11 protein-coding genes and 1 rRNA gene are annotated in these 20674 nt (G+C 73.1%); 7 read left to right on the top strand and 5 right to left on the bottom strand.

Annotated features, from left to right (window positions below):
- Positions 1 to 46 precede the first annotated feature (46 nt).
- The gene (gene lhgO / locus ACZ4IF_RS09585) at positions 47 to 1252 is read right to left on the bottom strand and encodes an L-2-hydroxyglutarate oxidase (protein WP_467561174.1); all 1206 of its coding nucleotides are present in this window, start codon (positions 1250 to 1252) and stop codon (positions 47 to 49) included.
- A 124-nt stretch (positions 1253 to 1376) separates the two neighbouring features.
- On the bottom strand, positions 1377 to 2801 hold the full coding sequence (locus ACZ4IF_RS09580) for a hypothetical protein (RefSeq protein ID WP_028805910.1): 1425 nt from the start codon (positions 2799 to 2801) through the stop codon (positions 1377 to 1379).
- A gap of 804 nt (positions 2802 to 3605) precedes the next feature.
- Here ACZ4IF_RS09580 and ACZ4IF_RS09575 point away from each other — a divergent pair.
- Complete coding sequence (locus tag ACZ4IF_RS09575; RefSeq protein ID WP_467561172.1) at positions 3606 to 5702, top strand: asparagine synthase-related protein; 2097 nt, start codon at positions 3606 to 3608, stop codon at positions 5700 to 5702.
- Positions 5703 to 6516: 814 nt separating this feature from the next.
- Positions 6517 to 9813, top strand: coding sequence for an AfsR/SARP family transcriptional regulator (locus tag ACZ4IF_RS09570; RefSeq protein WP_467561170.1), 3297 nt, complete (start codon positions 6517 to 6519; stop codon positions 9811 to 9813).
- Between the two features lie 13 nt (positions 9814 to 9826).
- Here the strand turns inward: ACZ4IF_RS09570 and ACZ4IF_RS09565 are convergent, their stop codons facing one another.
- Together ACZ4IF_RS09565 and ACZ4IF_RS09560 are read right to left on the bottom strand one after the other, a co-directional pair.
- Positions 9827 to 11872, bottom strand: a complete 2046-nt coding sequence (locus tag ACZ4IF_RS09565; RefSeq protein WP_467561168.1) for a sigma-70 family RNA polymerase sigma factor — start codon at positions 11870 to 11872, stop codon at positions 9827 to 9829.
- Positions 11873 to 12331: 459 nt separating this feature from the next.
- Positions 12332 to 13099: a TetR/AcrR family transcriptional regulator gene (locus ACZ4IF_RS09560; protein WP_467561166.1), complete on the bottom strand. Its 768-nt coding sequence runs from the start codon at positions 13097 to 13099 to the stop codon at positions 12332 to 12334.
- A 372-nt stretch (positions 13100 to 13471) separates the two neighbouring features.
- Between ACZ4IF_RS09560 and ACZ4IF_RS09555 the strand changes: the two genes are divergently transcribed.
- From ACZ4IF_RS09555 to ACZ4IF_RS09545, 3 genes are all read left to right on the top strand, one after another.
- Complete coding sequence (locus tag ACZ4IF_RS09555) at positions 13472 to 14839, top strand: NAD(P)/FAD-dependent oxidoreductase (protein ID WP_467561164.1); 1368 nt, start codon at positions 13472 to 13474, stop codon at positions 14837 to 14839.
- 131 nt (positions 14840 to 14970) lie between these two features.
- Positions 14971 to 16629, top strand: coding sequence for an ATP-binding SpoIIE family protein phosphatase (locus ACZ4IF_RS09550; RefSeq protein WP_467561162.1), 1659 nt, complete (start codon positions 14971 to 14973; stop codon positions 16627 to 16629).
- Positions 16630 to 16748: 119 nt separating this feature from the next.
- On the top strand, positions 16749 to 17564 hold the full coding sequence (locus ACZ4IF_RS09545) for a class I SAM-dependent methyltransferase (RefSeq protein WP_467561160.1): 816 nt from the start codon (positions 16749 to 16751) through the stop codon (positions 17562 to 17564).
- A gap of 73 nt (positions 17565 to 17637) precedes the next feature.
- Here ACZ4IF_RS09545 and ACZ4IF_RS09540 read toward each other — a convergent pair whose 3' ends face one another.
- Positions 17638 to 18912, bottom strand: coding sequence for an MFS transporter (locus tag ACZ4IF_RS09540; protein WP_467561158.1), 1275 nt, complete (start codon positions 18910 to 18912; stop codon positions 17638 to 17640).
- Between the two features lie 194 nt (positions 18913 to 19106).
- Here ACZ4IF_RS09540 and ACZ4IF_RS09535 point away from each other — a divergent pair, with 194 nt between their 5' ends.
- Complete coding sequence (locus ACZ4IF_RS09535) at positions 19107 to 19655, top strand: MarR family winged helix-turn-helix transcriptional regulator (protein WP_467561156.1); 549 nt, start codon at positions 19107 to 19109, stop codon at positions 19653 to 19655.
- A 663-nt stretch (positions 19656 to 20318) separates the two neighbouring features.
- Positions 20319 to 20674 (top strand): 16S ribosomal RNA (locus ACZ4IF_RS09530); the annotation flags it as partial.

Here is a 20674-nt window from a genome sequence, read left to right as displayed (position 1 = left end):
GGGCTGGGGCTGGGGCAGGCGGCGGGTCCGGCCGGGCACCGGGGTGTCATGTGCCGGCCAGTGCGGCCAGTGCCCTCCGGGCGACCTCCCTTCCGATGGGCAGCGAGGCCGTGGCCGCGGGTGACGGCGCGTTCAGCACGTGGACCGTCCGGGGGCCCTCCTTGATCAGGAAGTCGTCCACCAGGGTGCCGTCGCGCAGGACCGCCTGGGCCCGCACGCCGGCCGCAGCGGGGACCAGGTCCTCCGGGGTCACCGCGGGCAGCAGACGCCGGACGGCCGTGGTGAACGCCGCCGTCGACAGGGAGCGCCGCAGCTCCCCGGCGCCGTACCGCCAGTGCCGTCGGGCGATCCGCCAGGAACCGGGCCAGCTCAGCGTCGAACCGAGCTCACGGGGGCGTACGACGCTCCAGTCGTACCCCTCGCGGGCGAGCGCGGGCACCGCGTTCGGGCCGATGTGGACGCCGCCGTCGATGCCCCGGGTCAGGTGCACCCCGAGGAAGGGGAACGCGGGGTCGGGCACGGGATAGACCAGTCCCCGCACCAGCTCGGGCCGCGCCAGCGTGTAGTACTCGCCGCGGAACGGCACGATGCGCATCCCGGGGTCGTCACCCGTGAGCCGGGCGATCTCGTCGCAGTGCAGGCCCGCGCAGTTCACGAGGACGCGGGCGCGGACGATCGCGCCGTCCGCGGTGCGCACCGCGGCGCCCAGGGCCGGGCGGCGGTCGATGCGGACGACCTCGGCCCCGTACCGGATCTCGGCCCCGGAGGCCTCCGCCAGCTGCCGGGCCACCGCGACGAAGTCGCAGATCCCCGTCGTGCCGACTTGGATCGCGGCGAGCCCGCGGACCTCCGGCTCGTACTCCGCGATCTGGGTGGGGCCCAGCTCGCGCACCGGAATGCCGTTCTCCCGGCCGCGCTGCACCAGGGCGTGCAGCCGGGGCAGCTCGGGCTTCTCCGTGGCGACGATCAGCTTGCCGGTGACGGCGTGCGCGATGCCGTACTCCGCGCAGAACTTGACCATCTCGGTGGCGCCCCGCGTCGCGTACTGCGCCTTGAGGGAGCCCGGGCGGTAGTAGACCCCGCTGTGGATCACCCCGCTGTTGCGTCCCGTCTGGTGGCGGGCGGGGCCCTGCTCCTTCTCCAGCACCGTCACCCGCGTGCCCGGCGCCGCGCGCGTGATCGCATACGCCGTCGACAGTCCGACGATCCCGCCGCCGATCACCAGCACATCGCAGTCGTACGTGCTCCGCACCTGCCACACCTCCCGACTCGATAGTGCACTGCGCCACTGACAATGCCCTCAAACCCGGAAGGTGCCCCGAGGACGCGCACCGGCCCGCGTCGTCCCGCTTCTCGGGGGCCCGGCCCCGGCGCCGCTAGGCCGGAGCCATCAGCAGCGGCCGTGCGCGCTCCCGCAGCTCGACCACGCGCGGCTCGTCGCCGTACGGCTCCAGCCGGTGCAGGAGATCCTTGACGTACTCGGTGGTGCGCGCCGAGGAGATGCGCCCCGCGACCTCCACCGCCCGGACGCCCTGCTCGCACGCCGCGTCCAGATTGCCCGACTCCAGCTCCGCGACCGCCGACACCACGAGACGCAGGCCGTGGGAGCGGACGAACTCCTCCGTCGGCTTCGACAGCGCCTGCTCGGTGAAGCGGCGCACCTGGCGGGGCGCCTTCAGGTCGCGGTAGCACTCCGCCGCGTCGGCGGCGAAGCGGTCGTAGGAGTAGAAGCCGAGCCAGGAAGGGTCGTTGTCGCCCTCCCGGGACCGCTCCAGCCAGCCCTCGGCGGCCTTCAGGGCGGCGCCCGCCGCCTGCGCGTCACCCGCGCGTGCGTGCGCGCGTGCCTCGACGAGACGGAAGAAGCTCATGGTGCGGGCCGTGGCCAGTCCCCTGTTGCGCTCCAGGGCGGCCTGGGCGAGGTCGACGCCCTCGTCGCCGAATCCGCGATAGGTCGCCTGCAGGGACATCGACGCCAGGACGTAGCCCCCGAGGGGGACGTCGGCGGCCGCGCGCGCGAGACGCAGCGCCTGGATGTAGTAGCGCTGGGCCGCCTCCTGCTGGCCCGTGTCGAAGGCCATCCAGCCCGCGAGACGGGTGAGTTCGGCGCTGGCCCCGAACAGGGCCCTGCCGACCTCGTCGGAGTACGAGCCGAGCAGCAGGGGTGCCGCCTCCACCCGTAAGCACTCGGGCACCATCGACGAACGCCAGTCGCCGCCACCGTACTTGGAGTCCCAGCGCCTGGCGTCCTCGGCCGCCTCGCGCAGCTTCTGCACGTCGCTGTGGCCGACTTTCAGCGGTGCTCCGGAGCCCTCACCGGGGCTCACCTCGCGCGCCACCGAACTGTCGGCCGGTGTTATCAGCCAACGGGAAGCGGGAGTTGCGTATGCGCTCACTGCGAAGGAGCCGGCCAGCGACTGCCAGATGCCGCCGCCACCTGCGCGGCGACCTGCGAGGTCGAGGCGGTACAGCTCGGTGGCCGACCGCACCGCCTGTCCGACGTCCCGGGGGAAGGCGAGGCCCACTTCCGGCGCGGGGTCCGCGTCCGCCAGGCCGATCTCGTGGAGCGGCACGGGGCGGCCGAGCTTCTGGCCGATGGCGGCGGCGATGAGGTGCGGCGCCGCACCTTGCGGCACCATTCCCTTCGACACCCAGCGCGCCACCGACGTCTTGTCGTAGCGAAGAGTCAACCCGCGTTGGGCGCCAAGGTCGTTGACGCGTCGCGCGAGTCCTGCGTTGCTGATTCCCGCGAGGGCGAGAACGGCGCCGAGTTTTTCGTTCGGCCCGCGTTGCTCCCTGGACATGCGCCACCCCTCGACACAGACGGCTGCCGCGCTGGCATAACCACGCGGCATTCGTAAACCCAGCGTAGTTCGCCCGATCCCAAGCGTTAAGGGGCGTTCTTCCGGATGGCGGGATTGTGGTCCGTACGACTGTACGGACGGTTGCGATGTGCTCCCGCTGTGTGGCTGTGCGCCCGCCCGTGCGCTCTTCTCCGGCCATCCGGGGAGCGCTTCCATGGACCCTGCGTGGGTCGGCCCGCTGTACTGGATCCAGTGGGCTGGGGGACACCGCCGCCTCCATCCCCGCGGGCGGCGGACCGGTCCGGGAGGCGAACTCCGCCTCCCGGACTGTGCGTTGCCGAAGCGGTGCGCAGGGCCTGTACGGAGAGTGTGCATGCCTGCGCGCCCGTAGCCGATTTGGCTGAAAATCGATGGCGGCTTTCCGTGGCGAACAGGGCTCCTACCACGTCAGTTGAGGGCGCGTAGGGGGTTTTGGGGGAGCGTATCGGGGGCGCATTCGCGTCGGCCCGGGCGGGGGTCGGGGGAGCCCGCGTGGGCCCCGTGCGGACTGCGGCACGGGGTGGACGCGCCGGGTTCCCGGGTGGACTCGCCTGTGGGGCAAGGCCGTTGAGCGCCGGCTCTCCGTGCCCGTGGCGGCGTGTCCCGGTGGGCGCGTGGCGGGTGCGGAGCGGCGTGGACGCGTGCACAGGGGCGCATTTCAGGGAGCGCAAGCCGCCGCAGGGGCCCTCCCGCGCGCTTCCTTCGTGGCAGCATGGTGCCCAGTTCGTGCGGTGCACTGGTTGTCCACAGCCTGTGGAGGCGGCGATGCGATGGTTGGTGGGGTGGAGCAGTACCGCCGCCAGAGCGCCTGAGATCGGCTCTGCGGGCGCCACCGGAAACGACGGCGAGACCGTGCATCCGGTCGGCTCCCAACTCCTGTGGGGCGACCCCGACCCCCTCTGGGCCGTCGGCGACTGGCGCCCCGACGAGGTCCGCGTCGTGAAGGCCGACCCGCAGAACCGCATCGCCGTCCTCGGCACCTGCGCGGCCTCCGACGAGGAGCTCCGCGTCGGGCTGTTCGCCGCGCGCGGCGGGGCGCTTCGGCACCTGACCAACTGGGCCGGCAGCTACACCGCCGTGGTCCAGGTGGGCCGGCGCGTGACCGTCTGCGGCGACCTCGCGGGCGCCCGGCCCGTCTTCTACACGCCCTGGGCGGGCGGCACCGCGTACGCGACCGCCGCGCTGCCCCTCGCCGACCTCATCGAGGCCAACCTCGACTTCGGGCATCTCGCGGCCCTGCTCGCCGCCCCCGACGTCCCGGACGCCGTGCACGACTCGACCCCGTACGAAGGGGTGCGACGCATCCCGCCGGGGCACGCGCTCATCCTGCGCGCGGGGGCGCGTGAGATCGCCGGGTACGAACCCGTCGCGTCCCTCGCCGTCGCCGCACCGTCCGCCGACCCCGACAGCGCCGTGGACGCCGTGCGGGACGCCCTCGTGGAGGCCGTCCGCGCGCGTCTCGCCGCGCCGCGGCACGTGCCCGGCACCGACGTGGACCCCGGACCGGTGCCCGGGATGGGGCCGGCCGAGCGGCGCGCCGCGCGCGGCATGCCCGTGCCGGGCATCGGCGCCGACCTCTCCGGCGGACCCGCGTCCGGGACGCTGGCGCTGCTCGCCGCCGGGCTTCCCGGGGCGCCCGGCACGGTCCTCGGGCACGGCACCGGCGCCGGTGAGCGGCTGCTCGCGGTCACCTTCAACGACCTCGCCGTCAGAGGGCGGGAGGCCGAGCTGGAGCGGGCCGGGACGCTGGCCGCCAATCCCCGGCTGCACCACGTCGTCGTCGCCGGGGGCGAGGAGGTCCTCCCCTACGCCGACCTCGAAGGCCCGCTGACGGACGAGCCGGGGCCCTCCCTGGTGACGGCCGCACGGCACCGCGCGCGTCTCGCCTCCGGCAGCGCGGACCACTTCACGGGGTACGGCGCCCGGCAGGTCCTCGACGCGCACCCCGCCCGGCTCGCGGACCTCCTGATGGACCGCAAGCGGCGCCATCTGGTGCGGCCCGTCGCCGCGTTGGCGAAGGCCGACGGGTCGGTGATGGTCCCCGCGCGCGTGTACGCCGCGGCGCGGAAGCTGGCCCGTACGCCCTACCGCAGCGGGGTCGACGTCCTCGCCGAGCGGCTGCTGCACCGGCGGTTCGAGGAGCCCGGCGGGGCCGTGGGGGCGTCGCTCGCCGCGCTCACCTGGGCCAGACCCGGGCCCGCGGCGCGTTGGCTGACCGGGGAGGCGTTGGCTGAAGTATCGGTTCGCCTCCAGGCGGGTGGAGGGCGGGCCGGGATCGGACCCGGGCAGCGGCCCGGCGACTTCCGGGCGCGGGCCGCGCTGGCCCGGCACGCGGCGGACGTGCGGGTGCTGGAGCAGGCCGCCGAGATCCGCTTCCAGCGGCTGCACGCTCCGTTCCTGGACAACCAGGTGGTGCGGGCGTGCCGGAGCCTTCCGGAGGCGCTGCGGGTGCAGCCCGGGGCGCGGGCGGCGATTCTCCGTACGGTGCTGGAGGGCGCCGGAGTGGGAGACCTGCCACCGGGGTGGGGTGCGCCCTCCCATGCGTCGTCGGCGGCGGCCGCGCGGACGGGGTTGCGGGCGTTCGCGGATCCCCTGATCGGGCTGTTCGACACGCCGTTGCTCGCTCAGGCGGGGCTGGTCGAGGCCCGGGTCGTCCGCAAGGCGCTCCGCGCGGCCTCGGAGGGCGAGACCCTGCCGCTGGACGGCCTCGCGGATCTCGTCTCCCTGGAGGTGTGGCTGCGCCGGCTGCTGTCCCGCCGCGGCACGTGCTGGACGGGGACTCCGGCTCGCCAGCGGGCCGTTCCCGCGGGGATAGTGCCGCAGGGACGGGCTCTGGGGGCGGGGGCGGGGCGTCACGCCTGAGCCGGGTGCCGTCGGTGCGGTGGCCGTTTCGCCGTCTGTGCGGTGGGTGGGTCGGGGCCGTGCCGGTGATCCGCCCGTTGCAGCCCTCGTGTGGTCCGGTGTGTCGGTGCGGTGGGGTCGTGTTGCCGTCCGCAACGGGCATTCGATTCACCGGCACGGCCCCTTCGGTGAGTGGGCGACTGCGGGTGCGTCCATCGCGGGGTGCGTCCATCTCGGGGTGCGTCCCTTCGCGGGTTCCCGCCGGCCTCTGGCGCCGGGGTCATCCTTCAGCCCGTCCGGCCCCTTCTGCAGTGCGTCCGGCCGCCCCTTCAGCCCGTCCGGCGGCAGCTCCCAGGCCGTCGTCGTCCGAGGCTGGCCCCCGTCCCGTCCGGCGGCAGTTCACTTCGGGCGCTGGCTCCCGTTCCGTCCGGCGGCAGTTCACTTCGGGCGCTGGCTCCCGTTCCGTCCGGCGGCAGTTCACTTCGGGCGCTGGCTCCCGTTCCGTCCGGCGGCAGTTCACTTCGGGCGCTGGCTCCCGTCCCGTCCCGTCCCGCATTGAGGACAGGGAGCCACCTCCCAGCCCGTCCGGCGTTTGAGGACGAGGCCGTTCAGGCCGATCTGGCTGAGTTCCGGGCGCCTTACGAGTGCCGGTGGGCCCCACCCGGCCCGTCCCGCCTGGGAGCGGAGGGCGCACCTCCCAGCCCGTCCGGCGTTTGAGGACGAGGCCGATCGGGGGTCCGGGGCGGAGCCCCGGGGGAGGGCGCTGGTGGGGGTGCGGACCGGCTCGCCGGGGAAAGGCGGTGTTCCGGCGGGCGCGGGCGGCGAGAATGGGCGGGTGCGGTACAGAATTCTGGGGATCACCCAGGCGGAGGACGACCGGGGAACCCAGGTGGACGTGGGCGGCCCCCGCGTACGCGCCCTGCTCACCGCACTCGCCCAGCGCCCCGCCCGCCCCACCAGCCCGGCCACCCTCATCGACGAGGTCTGGGCGGACGCTCCCCCCGCGGACGCCCCCGCCGCGCTCCAGGCGCTGGTCGGCCGTCTCCGCCGGGCCATCGGCAAGGACGAGGTCACCTCGGAGGCGGGCGGCTACCGCCTCCGTGCCACCGGCGACGACGTGGACCTGTTCGTCTTCGAGCGGCTCGCCGCGGAGGGCCGGGCCGCTCTGGACCGCGGCGACACCACCACCGCGGCCGACCGCCTGCGCGAGGCCCTGGCCCTGTGGCGCGGCCCGGCCCTCGCCGACCTGCCCGACCGCTCGGCGGCGACCCGTCCGGAGGCGCTGCGTCTGGAGGCGACGCGGGCCCGGGCCGAGGCGGACCTCCGGCTCGGCCGTGCCTCCGACGTCGTACCCGAGCTGCGGGAGCTGACGACGGCCCATCCGTACGACGAGGGGTTGCAGGTCCTGCTGATCCGCGCCCTGCGCGACGCGGGGCGCGGAGCGGACGCCCTCGCCGCGTACGAGGAGGTGCGCCGCGGACTGCTGGAGAGCCTGGGGGCCGATCCCGGGCCGGAACTGCGTTCCCTGCACGCGCAGTTGCTGAATGGGCCGTCCGGGGACGGTCCTGAGGCCGGGCCGGCCGAGCCCTTGCGGGGCGGGAATCTGCGCCCTCGGCTGAACTCGTTCGTGGGGCGGGAGCCCGAACTCGACGCCATCCGTTCGGATCTCGGCAGGGCCCGCCTGGTCACCCTGACCGGACCGGGCGGTTCGGGAAAGACGCGCCTCGCGGAGGAGGCCGCCGCCGGGCTCCCGCAGGCCTGGCTCGTCGAGCTGGCCCCGCTCGACCGGCCCGAGGCGGTCCCGGGCGCCGTGGTCAACGCGCTCGGCCTGCGCGAGACCGTCCTGATGACCAACGAGATGGCGGGCGTGCCGCAGGACGACCCGGTCGCGCTGCTCGTCGAGCACTGCGCCCCGCGCAGCCAGCTCCTGATCCTCGACAACTGCGAGCACGTCATCGACGCGGCGGCCGAGCTCGCCGAGACCCTGCTGACGCACTGCCCCGGGCTCACGATCCTCGCGACCAGTCGTGAACCCCTCGGTGTGCCGGGCGAGTTGCTGCGCCCGGTCGAGCCCCTGCCACCGGATCCGGCCCGCCGGCTGTTCATGGAGCGGGCGTCGGCCGTACGTCCCGACGCCGATGTCGCGTTCCACGACGCGGCGGCGGTGGACGAGATCTGCCGGCGGCTCGACGGTCTTCCCCTCGCCATCGAGCTGGCGGCGGCGCGGCTGCGGCTGCTCACCCCCCGCCAGATCGCCGACCGGCTCGACGACCGTTTCCGTCTGCTCACCTCAGGGAGCCGTACGGTGCTGCCCCGCCAGCAGACGCTGCGTGCCGTCGTCGACTGGTCCTGGGACCTGCTCGACGAGCGGGAGCGGACGGTGCTGCGCGAGGTGTCCGTGTTCGCCGGCGGCTGGGACCTGGCGGCGGCGGAGGCCGTGTGCACCGGACCGGCGACCGATCTCGTCGGGGCGCTCGTCGACAAGTCCCTGATCGTCGCGACGCCGTACGACGACGAGTGGGGCGGCATGCGGTACCGCATGCTGGAGACGATCCACGAGTACGCCGCCGAGCGCGCCGCCGAGGTCCCCGGGCTGCGTGCCGCGGCCGAGCATCGGCACCGCGCGTGGGTCCGGGCGCTCGTGGAGGAGGCCGAACCGCTGCTGCGTTCCGCCGCGCAGCTCCCGTGGATCCGCCGGCTGGAGACCGAGCTCGACAACATCCGGGCGGCCCTGCACCGCACGGTCGTCGCCGGTGACGAGGAGACGGCCGGCTCCGTGGTCCTCGCCATGGGCTGGTTCTGGTGGCTGCGCAACTACCGCCGTGAGGGCACGGACTGGACGGAGCTCGTGCTGCGGCTGGGCACGGCGGCCGAACTGGGCACGGTGCCCGCGGGGGAGGACACGCACTCGTTCCTCGCCGCGCTGCAAGCGGTCGACCCCGTGGCGGTGTTCCTGGAGGAACCCGGGCGCGACGCGTCCCATCCGCTGCGTCCGATGCGGATGAGGCTGCGCATGTTCGACCTGTTCATGAAGCTGGAAGCCGGACCGCCCGGCGACTGGGCGGACGACTGGTCGCGGGAGTACATCGAGCGTGTGCAGGCCGCTTTCAAGACGGGTGGCCCGGACGCGGCGCGGATGCCGGGACTCGTCTGGCCGCTGGCCTCCTACTTCCTCGGCGGGGCGACCGACGCGCAGCCCGCACTCGACGCGGCGATCGCCAACTGCCGTGAGTACGGCGGCGAATGGGAGGTCGGCGTCATGCTGATGTTCCGCACGCACATGGTCGTAGACGCCCCCGGTGGCATGCCCGGCGTCGATGACGACCTGGCGGAGTTGCGCGTGCTCAGCCGTCGGGTGGGCGACCGCTGGATGCGGGCCCAGGTGTGCAGCGCTGCCGGTGAGGCGGCCATGGCGCGCAGCCGTTTCGGGGAGGCGAAGGGCGAGTACGAGGAGGCGTTGCGGCTCGCCCACGAGGTGGGGGCGTACGCGGAGACGCCGTTCCTGATCGCGCGGCTGGCGGAGGTCGCGTACCGCTCGGGCGAGCGGTCCAAGGCCCTGGCGATCCTGGACGAGGCGGGCGCCGCCGCCGACCGCTACGGGGTGATGGATTCCAGGCCGTTCGTCCATCTGTTGCGTGCCCAGATGGTTCTGGACGAAGGGGAGGTCGCCTTCGCGCGCGAGCTGTGCGAGCGGGCGCGCGCCGAGTCCGCCCTGGGCAGCCCGCCGCCGCAGTTCACCGCGGCGCTCAACTGGGTCGACGCGCTGGTGACGGTCGCCGAGTCCGGGCCGCTCATCGGTCTGCGGAAGATGGTCGACGCCCTGCGGGAGGCGGTCGATCTGCGGTGTGCCGACGTGGTGGCGGCCGCTTTCGTCGATGTCGCCGCGGGGCTCGTCGGCGAGCTCGGCGACCATCCGCTCGCGGTCCGGCTGCTCTCCGCCGGCGCACGGTGGCGTGGCGGCCATCCGCGGCCCGCCCGCGAGGAGACCGTCGCCGCGCGTACGGAGGCCGCCGCGCTCGCCGCCCTCGGCCCGGCCCGCCACGCGTCCGAGCGGGCCGCCGGCGCGGACTTCACCACTCAGGACGCCCTGCGGGACCTGGCCGCCGCGCTGCGGGAGCGAACCGCCGGATAGCGGCGTACGGCGCTCACCTGCACCGGAACTTGGACTCCGCCCAGTCCGCCAGCGACGCGGAGTCGAACGGGCCGTGCGGTTCGACCTCGAGGCGGACCGTCCTGCGGCCGGTGAGGTCGACGTGGACGGGGACGGCCCGGTCGCCGCCCTCGATCAGTGGTGACTGCCACAGCCGCGTCCCGTCGGCGTGGACGGAGAAGCGCACGCTGCCGAGGCCCATCGTCAGGTCGTCGACGCCGACCGTCGCGTCGTACGAGGAGCACGCGCGGTTGAGGTCGATGGTGACGGAGGACCGGCCGTGCACGGTCACCCCGTGGGCGTACCGGTCGTTCGCGATCGACAGGCGGTCGCGCTGCCACACCCAGCTGCTCTCGCCGAGCCGCATCTCGGGCCCGGTGTGGTCGCCCTCGACGCTGTAGCCGAGCTCGCTCCACTGGTAGACGACCGGCGCGGGAGGGGGCGGCGGGGTCGGCGTCGGTGGTGACGGTGGTGTCGGGCGGGGCGTGGGCCGCGCCTTCGTCGGGGTGGGCCTGGGCGTGGGAGTGGGCGTGGGGGACGCGTCGGGGGTGGGTCTCGGGGAGGACTTGGGTGTCGGCTTCGGGGGCAGGGTGGGCGCCGGGGCGGGGGGATTCGGCGCGGGCGCCTGCTTCGGAGGCCTCGGTGACGGCAGCGGCGCCTCGACGGCGGGCGAGGCGGGTGGCTTGGCCTCGGGCCGCTTCGCCGGGCTGTCGTTACCGGCCAGGGCGAGTGCCACCGCGGTCGCGGCGACGGCCACGACACCTGCCGCGATGCCCGCCTTGACGGGCGCCCCGAGTCCTTCCGCGGCCGCCGCGCCGCCTCCGGTGCCCGCCCCGCCGGAGCCGCCGCCCGCCGCCGCCGCGCCCGCGGCCCCCGCCGCTCCGGCCCCGGCGCCGCCGGCGACGAGGGCGACGGCCTTTCCGTACCCGGCGGCACCGAACCAGCCGATGACGGCGACCGGCACGACCGCGGGGATGCCGCCGGCGACTTCCTTGATCTGGCCGGCGGCCAGCCGGCACTTGGCGCACTCCTCCAGATGCTTGCGCAGTCCGCGCTCGGCGCGCGTGCGCAGCCCGCCGCGGGCGTAGGCGCCGAGCCGGTCGGCGTACCGGGCGCACTCCTCGTCCATGGTGAGCGTGGTGCTGACGTGCGCCTGGAGGTAGGCCTGTTTGAGGCCCTCACGGGCGCGGCTGGCGAGGACGCGGGTGCCGTTGGCGTCGAGGCCGAAGAGGGTGGCCACCTGGCTCGGCGACTCGTCCTCGACCTCGGTGTGCCACAACACGGCCTGCCAGCGCTCGGGCAGCGACCGGAAGGCCCGCATGGCCATGGACTGCTCGGCCTCGTGCATCGCGCGCACGTCCGCGCCCAGGTCGAGCGTGTCGTCGTCGGACACCTCGGATCCGCGGGCCGCCTGCGCGGCGAACACCGCGAAGTCGTCGACCAGATGCTCACGGTTCGCCGACTTCGTCCAGTTCGCGGCGACGCGGCGGACCGTCGTCAGCAGGTACGCGCGGACGGCGTGTTCGGGGCCGCTGCCGCCGCGTACCGCCTGGAGCATGCGGGCGAAGACCTCGGCCGTGAGGTCGTCGGCGGTGTGGGCGTCCCGGCAGCAGGTGCGGGCGTAGCGGCGGACGGCTTCCGCGTGCCGCCGGTACAGCGCCTCGTAGGCGGTGTCGTCGCCCGCGCGCATCCGTGCGATGAGGTCGGCGTCGGACGGCGGCGGTTCGACCGGGGGCGGCAGCACGCCGTCCTCGCGCCGGTCGCGCTGGGCCGGGACGCCGGCGTCGGGGGCTCCGCCGGTGGGCACGGGGGCCCAGGGGACGCCCTGGCGTCCGCCCTGGCTGGGCACCTGTCCGGGCACGTTGCCGGGCACCTGCCCGGGCACATGTGGGGTCGGGGCGTCGCCGGTTTCCGGGGTGTTGTCGGCCCCCGGGCTCGCGCCGACTTCCGGGCTTCCGCCGGTTCCCGGGCCTTTGCCGGTCTCCGCGTCGCCATCCGCGCCACCGTCGCCGGGTGACTCGTCCCGCCCGTCAAAACTCATCGCGGAAAGCCCCCGCCTGCACACTCGGACCCGAATACCGGGCAAGCGTGCCACACGCTCCAGGGGCGGGTCCTTCCCGTACGGGCCAACCACTCGTCCGGGGGGACTTCCCACCCGGCAGTACTACTGGTCACTCGTTCGGGGAATGGTCAACAGCCGTTGTTCGAACGGGAGTTGCCTTATGTCCGGATAGGGGTGGAGTGTGGTGCGGGGGCCGCGCGCACCGGCTCCGCGGCCGTCGGCGCACGGCCCGCAACGGGTCCGTGTTCTTCGGGCCCACGACCCGCATCGGGCCGTGGATTTGTGCGCACGGCCCGCGCAGGGCCACGGCTTCGTGTGTACGACCCGCTGTGGGCCGTGAGCCGGCGGTCCGAACCGGCGCCCCTGTCAGGGAGCGCATCGGCGCGGGGCCGGGGCGGCAGGACCGCGCGCTTCACACCGCGCGCCCCCTGTCGTGGGTCACGCCGGGCGGGAGCGCAGGCCTTCCAGCAGGATGTCGAGGAGCCGGGCCGAGGCCGCGGCCTGCTGGGCGGCGTCCGGCAGCGACGGGGCGGCCGTCGCGATCACCAGGAGGACGTCCGCGACGGTGACGTCGGCGCGCAGTTCGCCGGCCGCGCGGGCCCGGTCCACCAGTCGGCCCACCACGTCGAGCAGGGCCGCCGCGCCGGCGTCGTCCGCCGCGAGGATCGACTCCTCCTCGACCGGTGCCGGCCGCTGCTCGACGAGCCGCAGTTCGGGTGTGGGCTGCGAGCGCTGCTGCGGCACCCGCGCCTCGTCCGGCTCGGAGCCGTCGTCGGCGACACCGACCCGCAGCACCTGCGGGGGCAGCAGCCGTCCGGCGCCCGAGGCCACCGAGGTGCGCAGGAAGCGCGAGAGCGCCGACCACGGCTCGTCCTCCTGGCCGAGTGCCGCGCGCGCCTGGTCGGTCAGCCTTGAGGTCTCCTCCTCGGCTATGCGGCGGACCAGGACGTCCTTGCTCGGGAAGCGCCGGTACACCGTGCCGACGCCGACCCGGGCGCGCCGGGCGACGTCCTCCATGGGCGCGCCGTACCCCAGCTCGCCGAAGACCTCGCGCGCCGCGCGCAGGACGTGCTCGAGATTGCGCTGTGCGTCCACGCGCAGCGGTGTGGTGCGCGATCCGTCCGCCGGCACCCGGCCGTTGCCGCCCGCCGCGCCGCCGGGCGCGATGGCAGACGCGGAAGACCAATGAGAGTCCTGAATGTGCATAACGTTCCCCCGGTAATGACGTCTCCCCCCGGAGACTCTCCCCGCCATTGATAGCCGGAGCGTGGGGCACGAACTCGTCCGCACGGGTCCCCGTCGGACCCGTGGAGCGCATCCCCCTACACTCCGTCGACACACGAACATAGTTGAGAGGCAGTCAATTCAGAAGGGGCAGGTTCCGCACGGAGCGCCCCCCGATCGGAGTACGGGCCGGTTACGTCCCGATTGCGCCCCCTCCGTGCCCCCCTGACACCCGCTCTGAGCTGCGGTTTTCTCGCAGAGCCCGGCAAATCGGCCAACTCTTCGCGTTGTCGGCGACCGGTCACACAAATTGTCGGGGCTGTGGACAAACGCTGTTGTCGGGTGCGTCATGGGGTGGTGAAGGAACGTGCGCGCATTCTCATTGTCGGCGGCGGCTACGTCGGGATGTACACGGCCCTGCGCCTCCAGCAGAAGTTGAAGGCCGAACTGAAGCGGGGCGACGTCGAGATCACCGTCGTGTCCCCCGACCCGTACATGACGTATCAGCCGTTCCTTCCCGAAGCCGCCGCGGGCTCGATCTCCCCGCGGCACGTCGTCGTCCCGCTGCGCCGGGTCCTCAGCCAGTGCAGGATCGTCATCGGCGAGGCCCAGTCGATCGACCACGCCAAGCGCACCGCGACCCTCACCACCCTCGCCACCGAGGAGGAGGGAGCCGGCGCCGAGCAGATCGCCTACGACGAACTGGTCCTCGCCCCTGGCTCCGTCTCGCGCACCCTCCCGATCCCCGGCCTCGCCGACTACGCCATCGGCTTCAAGACGGTCGAGGAGGCCATCGGCCTGCGCAACCACGTCATCGAGCAGATGGACATCGCCTCCTCCACCCGCGACCCGGCGATCCGCGACGCCGCGCTGACCTTCGTCTTCGTCGGAGGCGGGTACGCGGGCGTCGAGGCCCTCGGCGAGCTGGAGGACATGGCCCGCTACACCGCGCGCTACTACCACAACGTCCGGCCCGAGGACATGAAGTGGATCCTCGTCGAGGCCTCGGACCGCATCCTCCCCGAGGTCGGCGAGGAGATGGGCAGGTACACGGTCACCGAGCTGCGCCGCCGCAACATCGACGTACGCCTGGAGACCCGCCTCGAATCGTGCGCGGACCGTGTCGCGGTCCTCAGCGACGGCGCACGCTTCCCGACCCGCACCGTCGTGTGGACGGCCGGCGTGAAGCCCCACCCGATCCTCGCCGCCACCGACCTGCCGCTGAACGAGCGCGGCCGGCTGCGCTGCACCCCCGAGCTGACCGTCGACGGCGCACCGCACGCGTGGGCCGCGGGGGACGCCGCCGCCGTCCCGGACGTCACCGTGGACAAGCCCGGCACGGACACCGCGCCCAACGCCCAGCACGCTGTACGGCAGGCCAAGACCCTCGGTGACAACATCGCGCACTCCCTGCGCGGCGAGCCCCTGGAGACGTACGCCCACAAGTACGTCGGCTCGGTCGCGTCGCTGGGACTGCACCAGGGCGTCGCACACGTCTACGGCCGCAAGCTGAAGGGCTATCCTGCCTGGTTCATGCACCGCGTCTACCACCTGAGCAGGGTGCCCACCTTCAACCGCAAGGCCCGTGTGCTCGCCGAATGGACCTTGGCGGGGCTCTTCAAGAGGGAGATCGTGTCTCTCGGCTCGCTCGAACACCCCCGTGCGGAGTTCGAACTCGCGGCCGGTGGAAAGCCTCCTCACGACCCGAAGGGGTCGTCCTGACCGGACCGCGGAACTCCACCGGCCGGACCGGCGTCTGACGGATGTCGGCCCGGTCCGCCAGACTGCCAGACTGGTCCACGACCTCGGGCGGGCGAACCGCTCGCCCTTCTCAACACGAGGCTTTCCCCACTGTGAACTTCACGCGCTGGAGCGCCCGGCTCCCCGGAACGCAGCGCCGCGCCGCAGCGCGGACCGAGCACACGGTCTCCCCGGACCCACGAGGGGAAGGCTCCGTGCCGGCGGCCCGCGTCGAGCAGCTGACCGGCGACGCGCCGCCCGCCCTCGCCGTCGACGAACTGCGCGTGCGCGAGGTCCTCGACCGCGTCCCGGCGCTCGTCGCCCTCGTGCACGGGCCCGACCACCGGCTCGCCTACGTCAACGACGCCTATGCGGCGGCCTTCGGCGCCCGTCCGGTCGGCGTGCCCGCGCGCGAGGCACTGCCCGAACTGGACGCGCTCGGCCTGCTCCCGCTCCTCGACCAGGTGCTGCGCAGCGCCAAGTCCCGCACGGTCAAGTCCCGCAAGGTGCCGAGCGGTCGCTCCTACACGTTCACCTGCACGCCCGTCGACATCGCCCCGGACGGCGAGGGCCGCGGGGTGCTCGTCTTCGCCACCGACGTCACCGACCACGCCGAGGCCGCCGAACGGCTGCGCGCCAGCGAGCGCCGCCAGCGCGAGACGGCCGTCACCCTGCAACGCTCCCTGCTCCCCCAGGAGCTGGAGCAGCCCGACGACCTGCGCATCGCGGCGACGTACCAGCCCGGCGGCACGGAGGCCGCGGTCGGCGGCGACTGGTACGACGTGATCACCCTCGGCGGCGGCCGGACGGCCCTCGTCATCGGCGACGTCATGGGCCGGGGCGTGCGTGCCGCCGCCGTCATGGGCCAGCTGCGTACCGCCGTCCGCGCGTACGCCCGCCTCGACCTGCCGCCCCACGAGGTCCTGCAGCTCCTCGACGGCCTCGCCACCGAGATCGACGCCAACCAGATCGCCACCTGCGTCTACGCCGTCCACGACCCCAACGAGGGGCGTCTCGTGTACGCGTCCGCCGGTCATCTGCCGATCCTCGTACGGGACGAGAGCGGCACCGTCCACCGCGCCGACGAGCCCACCGGGCCGCCCCTCGGCACCGGCGGCTGGCTGCACGCCTCCGGCTCGGTCCCGCTCGGTCCCGGCTCCACGGCCGTCCTGTACACGGACGGTCTCGTGGAGCGCCGCGACGAGGACCTGGACGAGGGGATCGCCGCGCTGGAGCGCGCTTTGGCGGGAGCCACCGGAACACCGCAGGTGGTCTGCGACCGGCTGGTCCGCTCGGCGGGCGTCACGGCCGACCACGACGACGACGTGGCCGTCCTGGTCCTCCAGCACCCGGCGCGCACCGGAGCCGACGGCGACCTGTTCCGCAACGCCGCCCTGGAGCTCCTCGGCGGGGTGGAAGCGGCTCCACGCGCGCGTGCCTTCGCGTCCGGTGTCCTCACCAGCTGGCGCTTCCCCGCGGATCTGCACGACCTGGGCGTCCTCGCCGTCAGCGAGCTCGTCGCCAACTCGCTCCAGCACGGCACCCCGCCGATGCGACTGCGTCTGCGGCGCACCGACCGGCGCCTGACCATCGAGGTGACCGACGGCGACGAGCACCTGCCCCGCCGGCGTCGCGCCGAGCCCGGGGACGAGGCCGGCCGCGGTATCGCCATCGTCGCCACGATCGCCTCCGCCTGGGGCTCGCGCCGTACACCCGGCGGCGGGAAGGCGGTGTGGTGCGAGTTCGTCCTGCCCCGCGGCGGCACCACGTGAGTGCGCCCGTCGCCTGAGATCTCCCGGCGCGCGGACGGGGCGGGCGGCAGGGGGTGCACGCCGGAGGCACCTCCGCGCGCCATCTAGCCGTCCGCACCTGCCGGTGCTAGTAGCTCCCCATGGCAGACGAAACGGGCTTTCAGCTCAAAGGAACCGCCCCCGAGCGGTACGAGCGGTACGCCGCGCCGTTCATGGCGCCCTTCGTCGACGCGGCCCTGGACGCCGTCGACCTCTATCCGGGCGCCACGGTCCTCGACCTGGCCTGCGGAACCGGCTTCGTGGCCCGTGCGGTCGCCGCCCGCGTGGGCCCGCGGGGCCGGGTCTTCGGCGCGGACGTCAACGAGGGCATGATCAGGGTGGCCAGGGCGCACGCGCCCCGCATGTACCCGGACATCGACTTCACGACGGCTCCGGCCGACAAGCTCCCCTACGAGGACGCCACCTTCGACGCGGTCGTCTGCCAGCAGGGCGTCCAGTTCTTCCCCGACCTCGACGCCGCCTTCGCCGAGGTGGCCCGGGTGACCCGGCCCGGTGGCCGGTTCGCCGCCACCGCCTGGGCCGCGCGGGAGCTGATCCCGTACTTCGTCGCCCAGTACGAGGCCGTCAGGGAGTACGGCGGACCCGAGGTCGCGGCGGACTACGAGGGCGCCTTCTCCGGCACCGCCGAGCGCCTCACCGCCGCCCTGCGCACCGCCGGCTTCCACGACGTCACCGCCCGCGAGGTCGGCTTCGGAGTCGCCCTCCCGCCGCTGGACGCCTACGCACCCGGCCAGCTCTCCTCGACCTCCTGGGGCCAGACGATCATCGACACCCGGGGCGAGGAGGCCCTCGCGCGGGCCGGCCGCGCCGTCCACGCCCACCTCGCGGACCGCACCGCCCCCGACGGCAGCGCGACCGTCCCGTTCACGGCCAACCTGGTCACGGCGGTGCGCTGAGACACGACGACGGCCGTCACCACGGTGCTCCGTGCTGACGGCCGTCGTCCGTCCGTGCCGGTCCGTCCGTGCGTCAGGCGCTCGCCGTGACCGGCTCCGCCGGCGCGCCACCCTGCGCGACCACCCGGCTCCTCACGAGCGACGGCTGGTTCTGCACGGGCGTGAGCTGCCGGCCCAGGCGCACGGCGAGGAACGTGATGCCGAGCGAGAACAGCAGGAACGTGACGACGTAAGGGCCGTGCAGCGACGCGCCCATCGGACCACCCACCGCCGGACCGATCGCCAGCGCGAGCTGCTTCACCAGGGCGAAGGCGGAGTTGTACTGACCCGCCATGCCCGACGGCGCCAGATCGGCCACCAGCGGGGCGACCGTCGGCGACAGCATCGCCTCACCGAGCCCGAAGAGCGCGTACGTCGAGACGAACGCGGCGGTGGCCATGGTCCGGCTGCCGTGCCCGAGTCCCGCGTACCCGGCCGCGAGCCATGCCACGGCCCAGATGAGCCCGACCGCGGCGATCACCCGGGACCGCTTCCTGCGCTCGACGAACTTGAGGACCGCGAACTGCGCGACCACGATCATCGCGGTGTTGGCGGCCATCGCCGTGCCGAGCGCGGACGTGGAGATCCCGGCGGCCTCGACACCGTACGCGGACAGACCCGACTCGAACTGCCCGTAGCAGGCGAAGAACAGCACGAAGCCCAGGACGGAGAGCTGCACCATGGCCCGGTTGCCGAGCAGCTCCTTCCAGTTGCCGCCCCTGGCCTGCGGCGCGTTCCCCTCGATCCGGGGTGCGCGGGGCATCCGCACGGTCGACATGATCACGACGAGCAGCAGGAACATGGCCGCCTCGATCGCGAACAGCAGGGTGAACGAGCTCGTCCTGCTCGTGTCGACGATGTGACCGCCGATCAGGCCGCCGACGCCGAGGCCGAGGTTCTGCAGGAAGAACTGCATCGCGAAGGCGCGCGAGCGGGTGTCCGCGGTGGAGCAGTCCACGATCATCGTCGCCAGCGACGGCTGCATCACGGCCTGACCCGCGCCGAGCGCCGCGGCCGACAGCAGCACGGTGGCCGCGCTGCCGGCCAGGCCGAGGCTGAGCGCTCCGACGGCGGCGGTGAGCAGGGCGGCGAGCAGGACCGGCAGCGGGCCGCGCCGGACGATGGCCCGTCCGGCGAACGGCAGCACGACCAGGGCGGCGACGGCGAAGACGGCGAGCACGACGCCCGCCGTCATGGAGCCGAGTCCCCGCACCTGCGCCACATAGACGTAGAGGAAGGGGACCGTAAAGCCGAGCCCGAACGCGCTGAGAGCGTTGCCCACGTGGATCCGGCGCATCGCTGCGCCCATCGCCCTGGTCACTTTCACCTGCCTTGGTCGTGAAGTCCCGGGGCCACGGACGTGCCCCCTGCCCATGTCGCCGTTACCGGCGCATGTTCAGGGGGCATGAATGCAGACCTGAAGACTTCGAAGCTAAAGTTAGAAGTTGAACTCTACACCTTGAAGGACTTCAACGCCAAGCGACGCCGTGCGATACTGCCGCCATGGGCGACACTCCCGGCGTCAGCGAGCCGACCCTCGAAGAACAGATCGCCGCCTACCAGCGCGAGTTCCAGGACCTCGACCCCCAGGTCGAGAAGATCGTGTCGGCGCTCTCCCGCCTGAACCGGCGTATGAACGTCGCCTACGGCCGCCAGACCGCCGCCCTCGGCATCAGCAATGCCGAATGGGAGGTCCTCAAGGCGCTCGTCCTCTCCGGCGCCCCGTACCGCATGGGCCCGAGCGACCTCGCCAAGCGGCTGGGTCTCACCCCGGCCGCGATGACCCACCGCATCGACCGCATGGTCGCGGAGGGGCTGGTCACCAGGGAGCGCGACGAGTCGAACCGTGTGCGCGTGATCGTGGAGCTGACGGACGAGGGGCGGGAGAAGTGGCTGGAGGCGATGCGCCTCGCCACCGTCTTCGAGGAGGACCTGCTCCAGGACCTGTCCGCCGAGGAGCGGGGCGTCCTGGGCGAGGCCCTGACCCGCCTGCTGCGGCGTGTGGAGCACGCCCAGCCGGACGCCAGCGGCCGGCTCAGCGACCTCGATTAAAGATCTTGACAGGGATGGTTGACATCGTCCTGCCGGATCCGTAAGGTTCTTCGAGTTGCCACGGGGCCGTAACGGTTCTGCGACAGCACCTCCGCCGCTGATGCGGCAACTCAACCACCAGCACGATCTCCCAACCGGGGTGAATTCGGCGTGCCCGAATTCAATTCGATTCGGGCTCGACGGCCCGATTAGGAACCGCCGGGAGGATCCGCTAAAGTTTGGGACGTCGGAAGGGCCCAACGGCCGGGAAGACAAACCCCCCTGACTGGGAGTCAGACACGAAAGAGTCTGATAGAGTCGGAACCGCCGGAAAGGGAAACGCGAAAGCGGGAACCTGGAAAGCACCGAGGAAATCGGATCGGAAAGATCTGATAGAGTCGGAAACGCAAGACCGAAGGGAAACTGCCCGGAGGAAAGCCTGAGAGAGTCTCTCGGGTGAGTACAAAGGAAGCGTCCGTTCCTTGAGAACTCAACAGCGTGCCAAAAATCAACGCCAGATATGTTGATACCCCGTCTCCGGCCGTTCGGCTGGGACGAGGTTCCTTTGAAAAAGTCCTGCCGGGCACTGCCTGGTAGGCGCACAGCGAGGACGCTGTGAACGACCGGTCCTATTCCGACCGGTTGTTCCGCTCTCGTGGTGTTCGACCGGATTACCGGTAAACATTCACGGAGAGTTTGATCCTGGCTCAGGACGAACGCTGGCGGCGTGCTTAACACATGCAAGTCGAACGATGAAGCCCTTCGGGGTGGATTAGTGGCGAACGGGTGAGTAACACGTGGGCAATCTGCCCTTCACTCTGGGACAAGCCCTGGAAACGGGGTCTAATACCGGATAACACTCCTGCCCGCATGGGTGGGGGTTAAAAGCTCCGGCGGTGAAGGATGAGCCCGCGGCCTATCAGCTTGTTGGTGAGGTAGTGGCTCACCAAGGCGACGACGGGTAGCCGGCCTGAGAGGGCGACCGGCCACACTGGGACTGAGACACGGCCCAGACTCCTACGGGAGGCAGCAGTGGGGAA

Source organism: Streptomyces sp. NPDC025784 (genome assembly GCF_055558435.1).
Note: the sequence above shows the minus strand (reverse complement) of the source record. Positions and strands in the feature narration are given on the sequence as shown.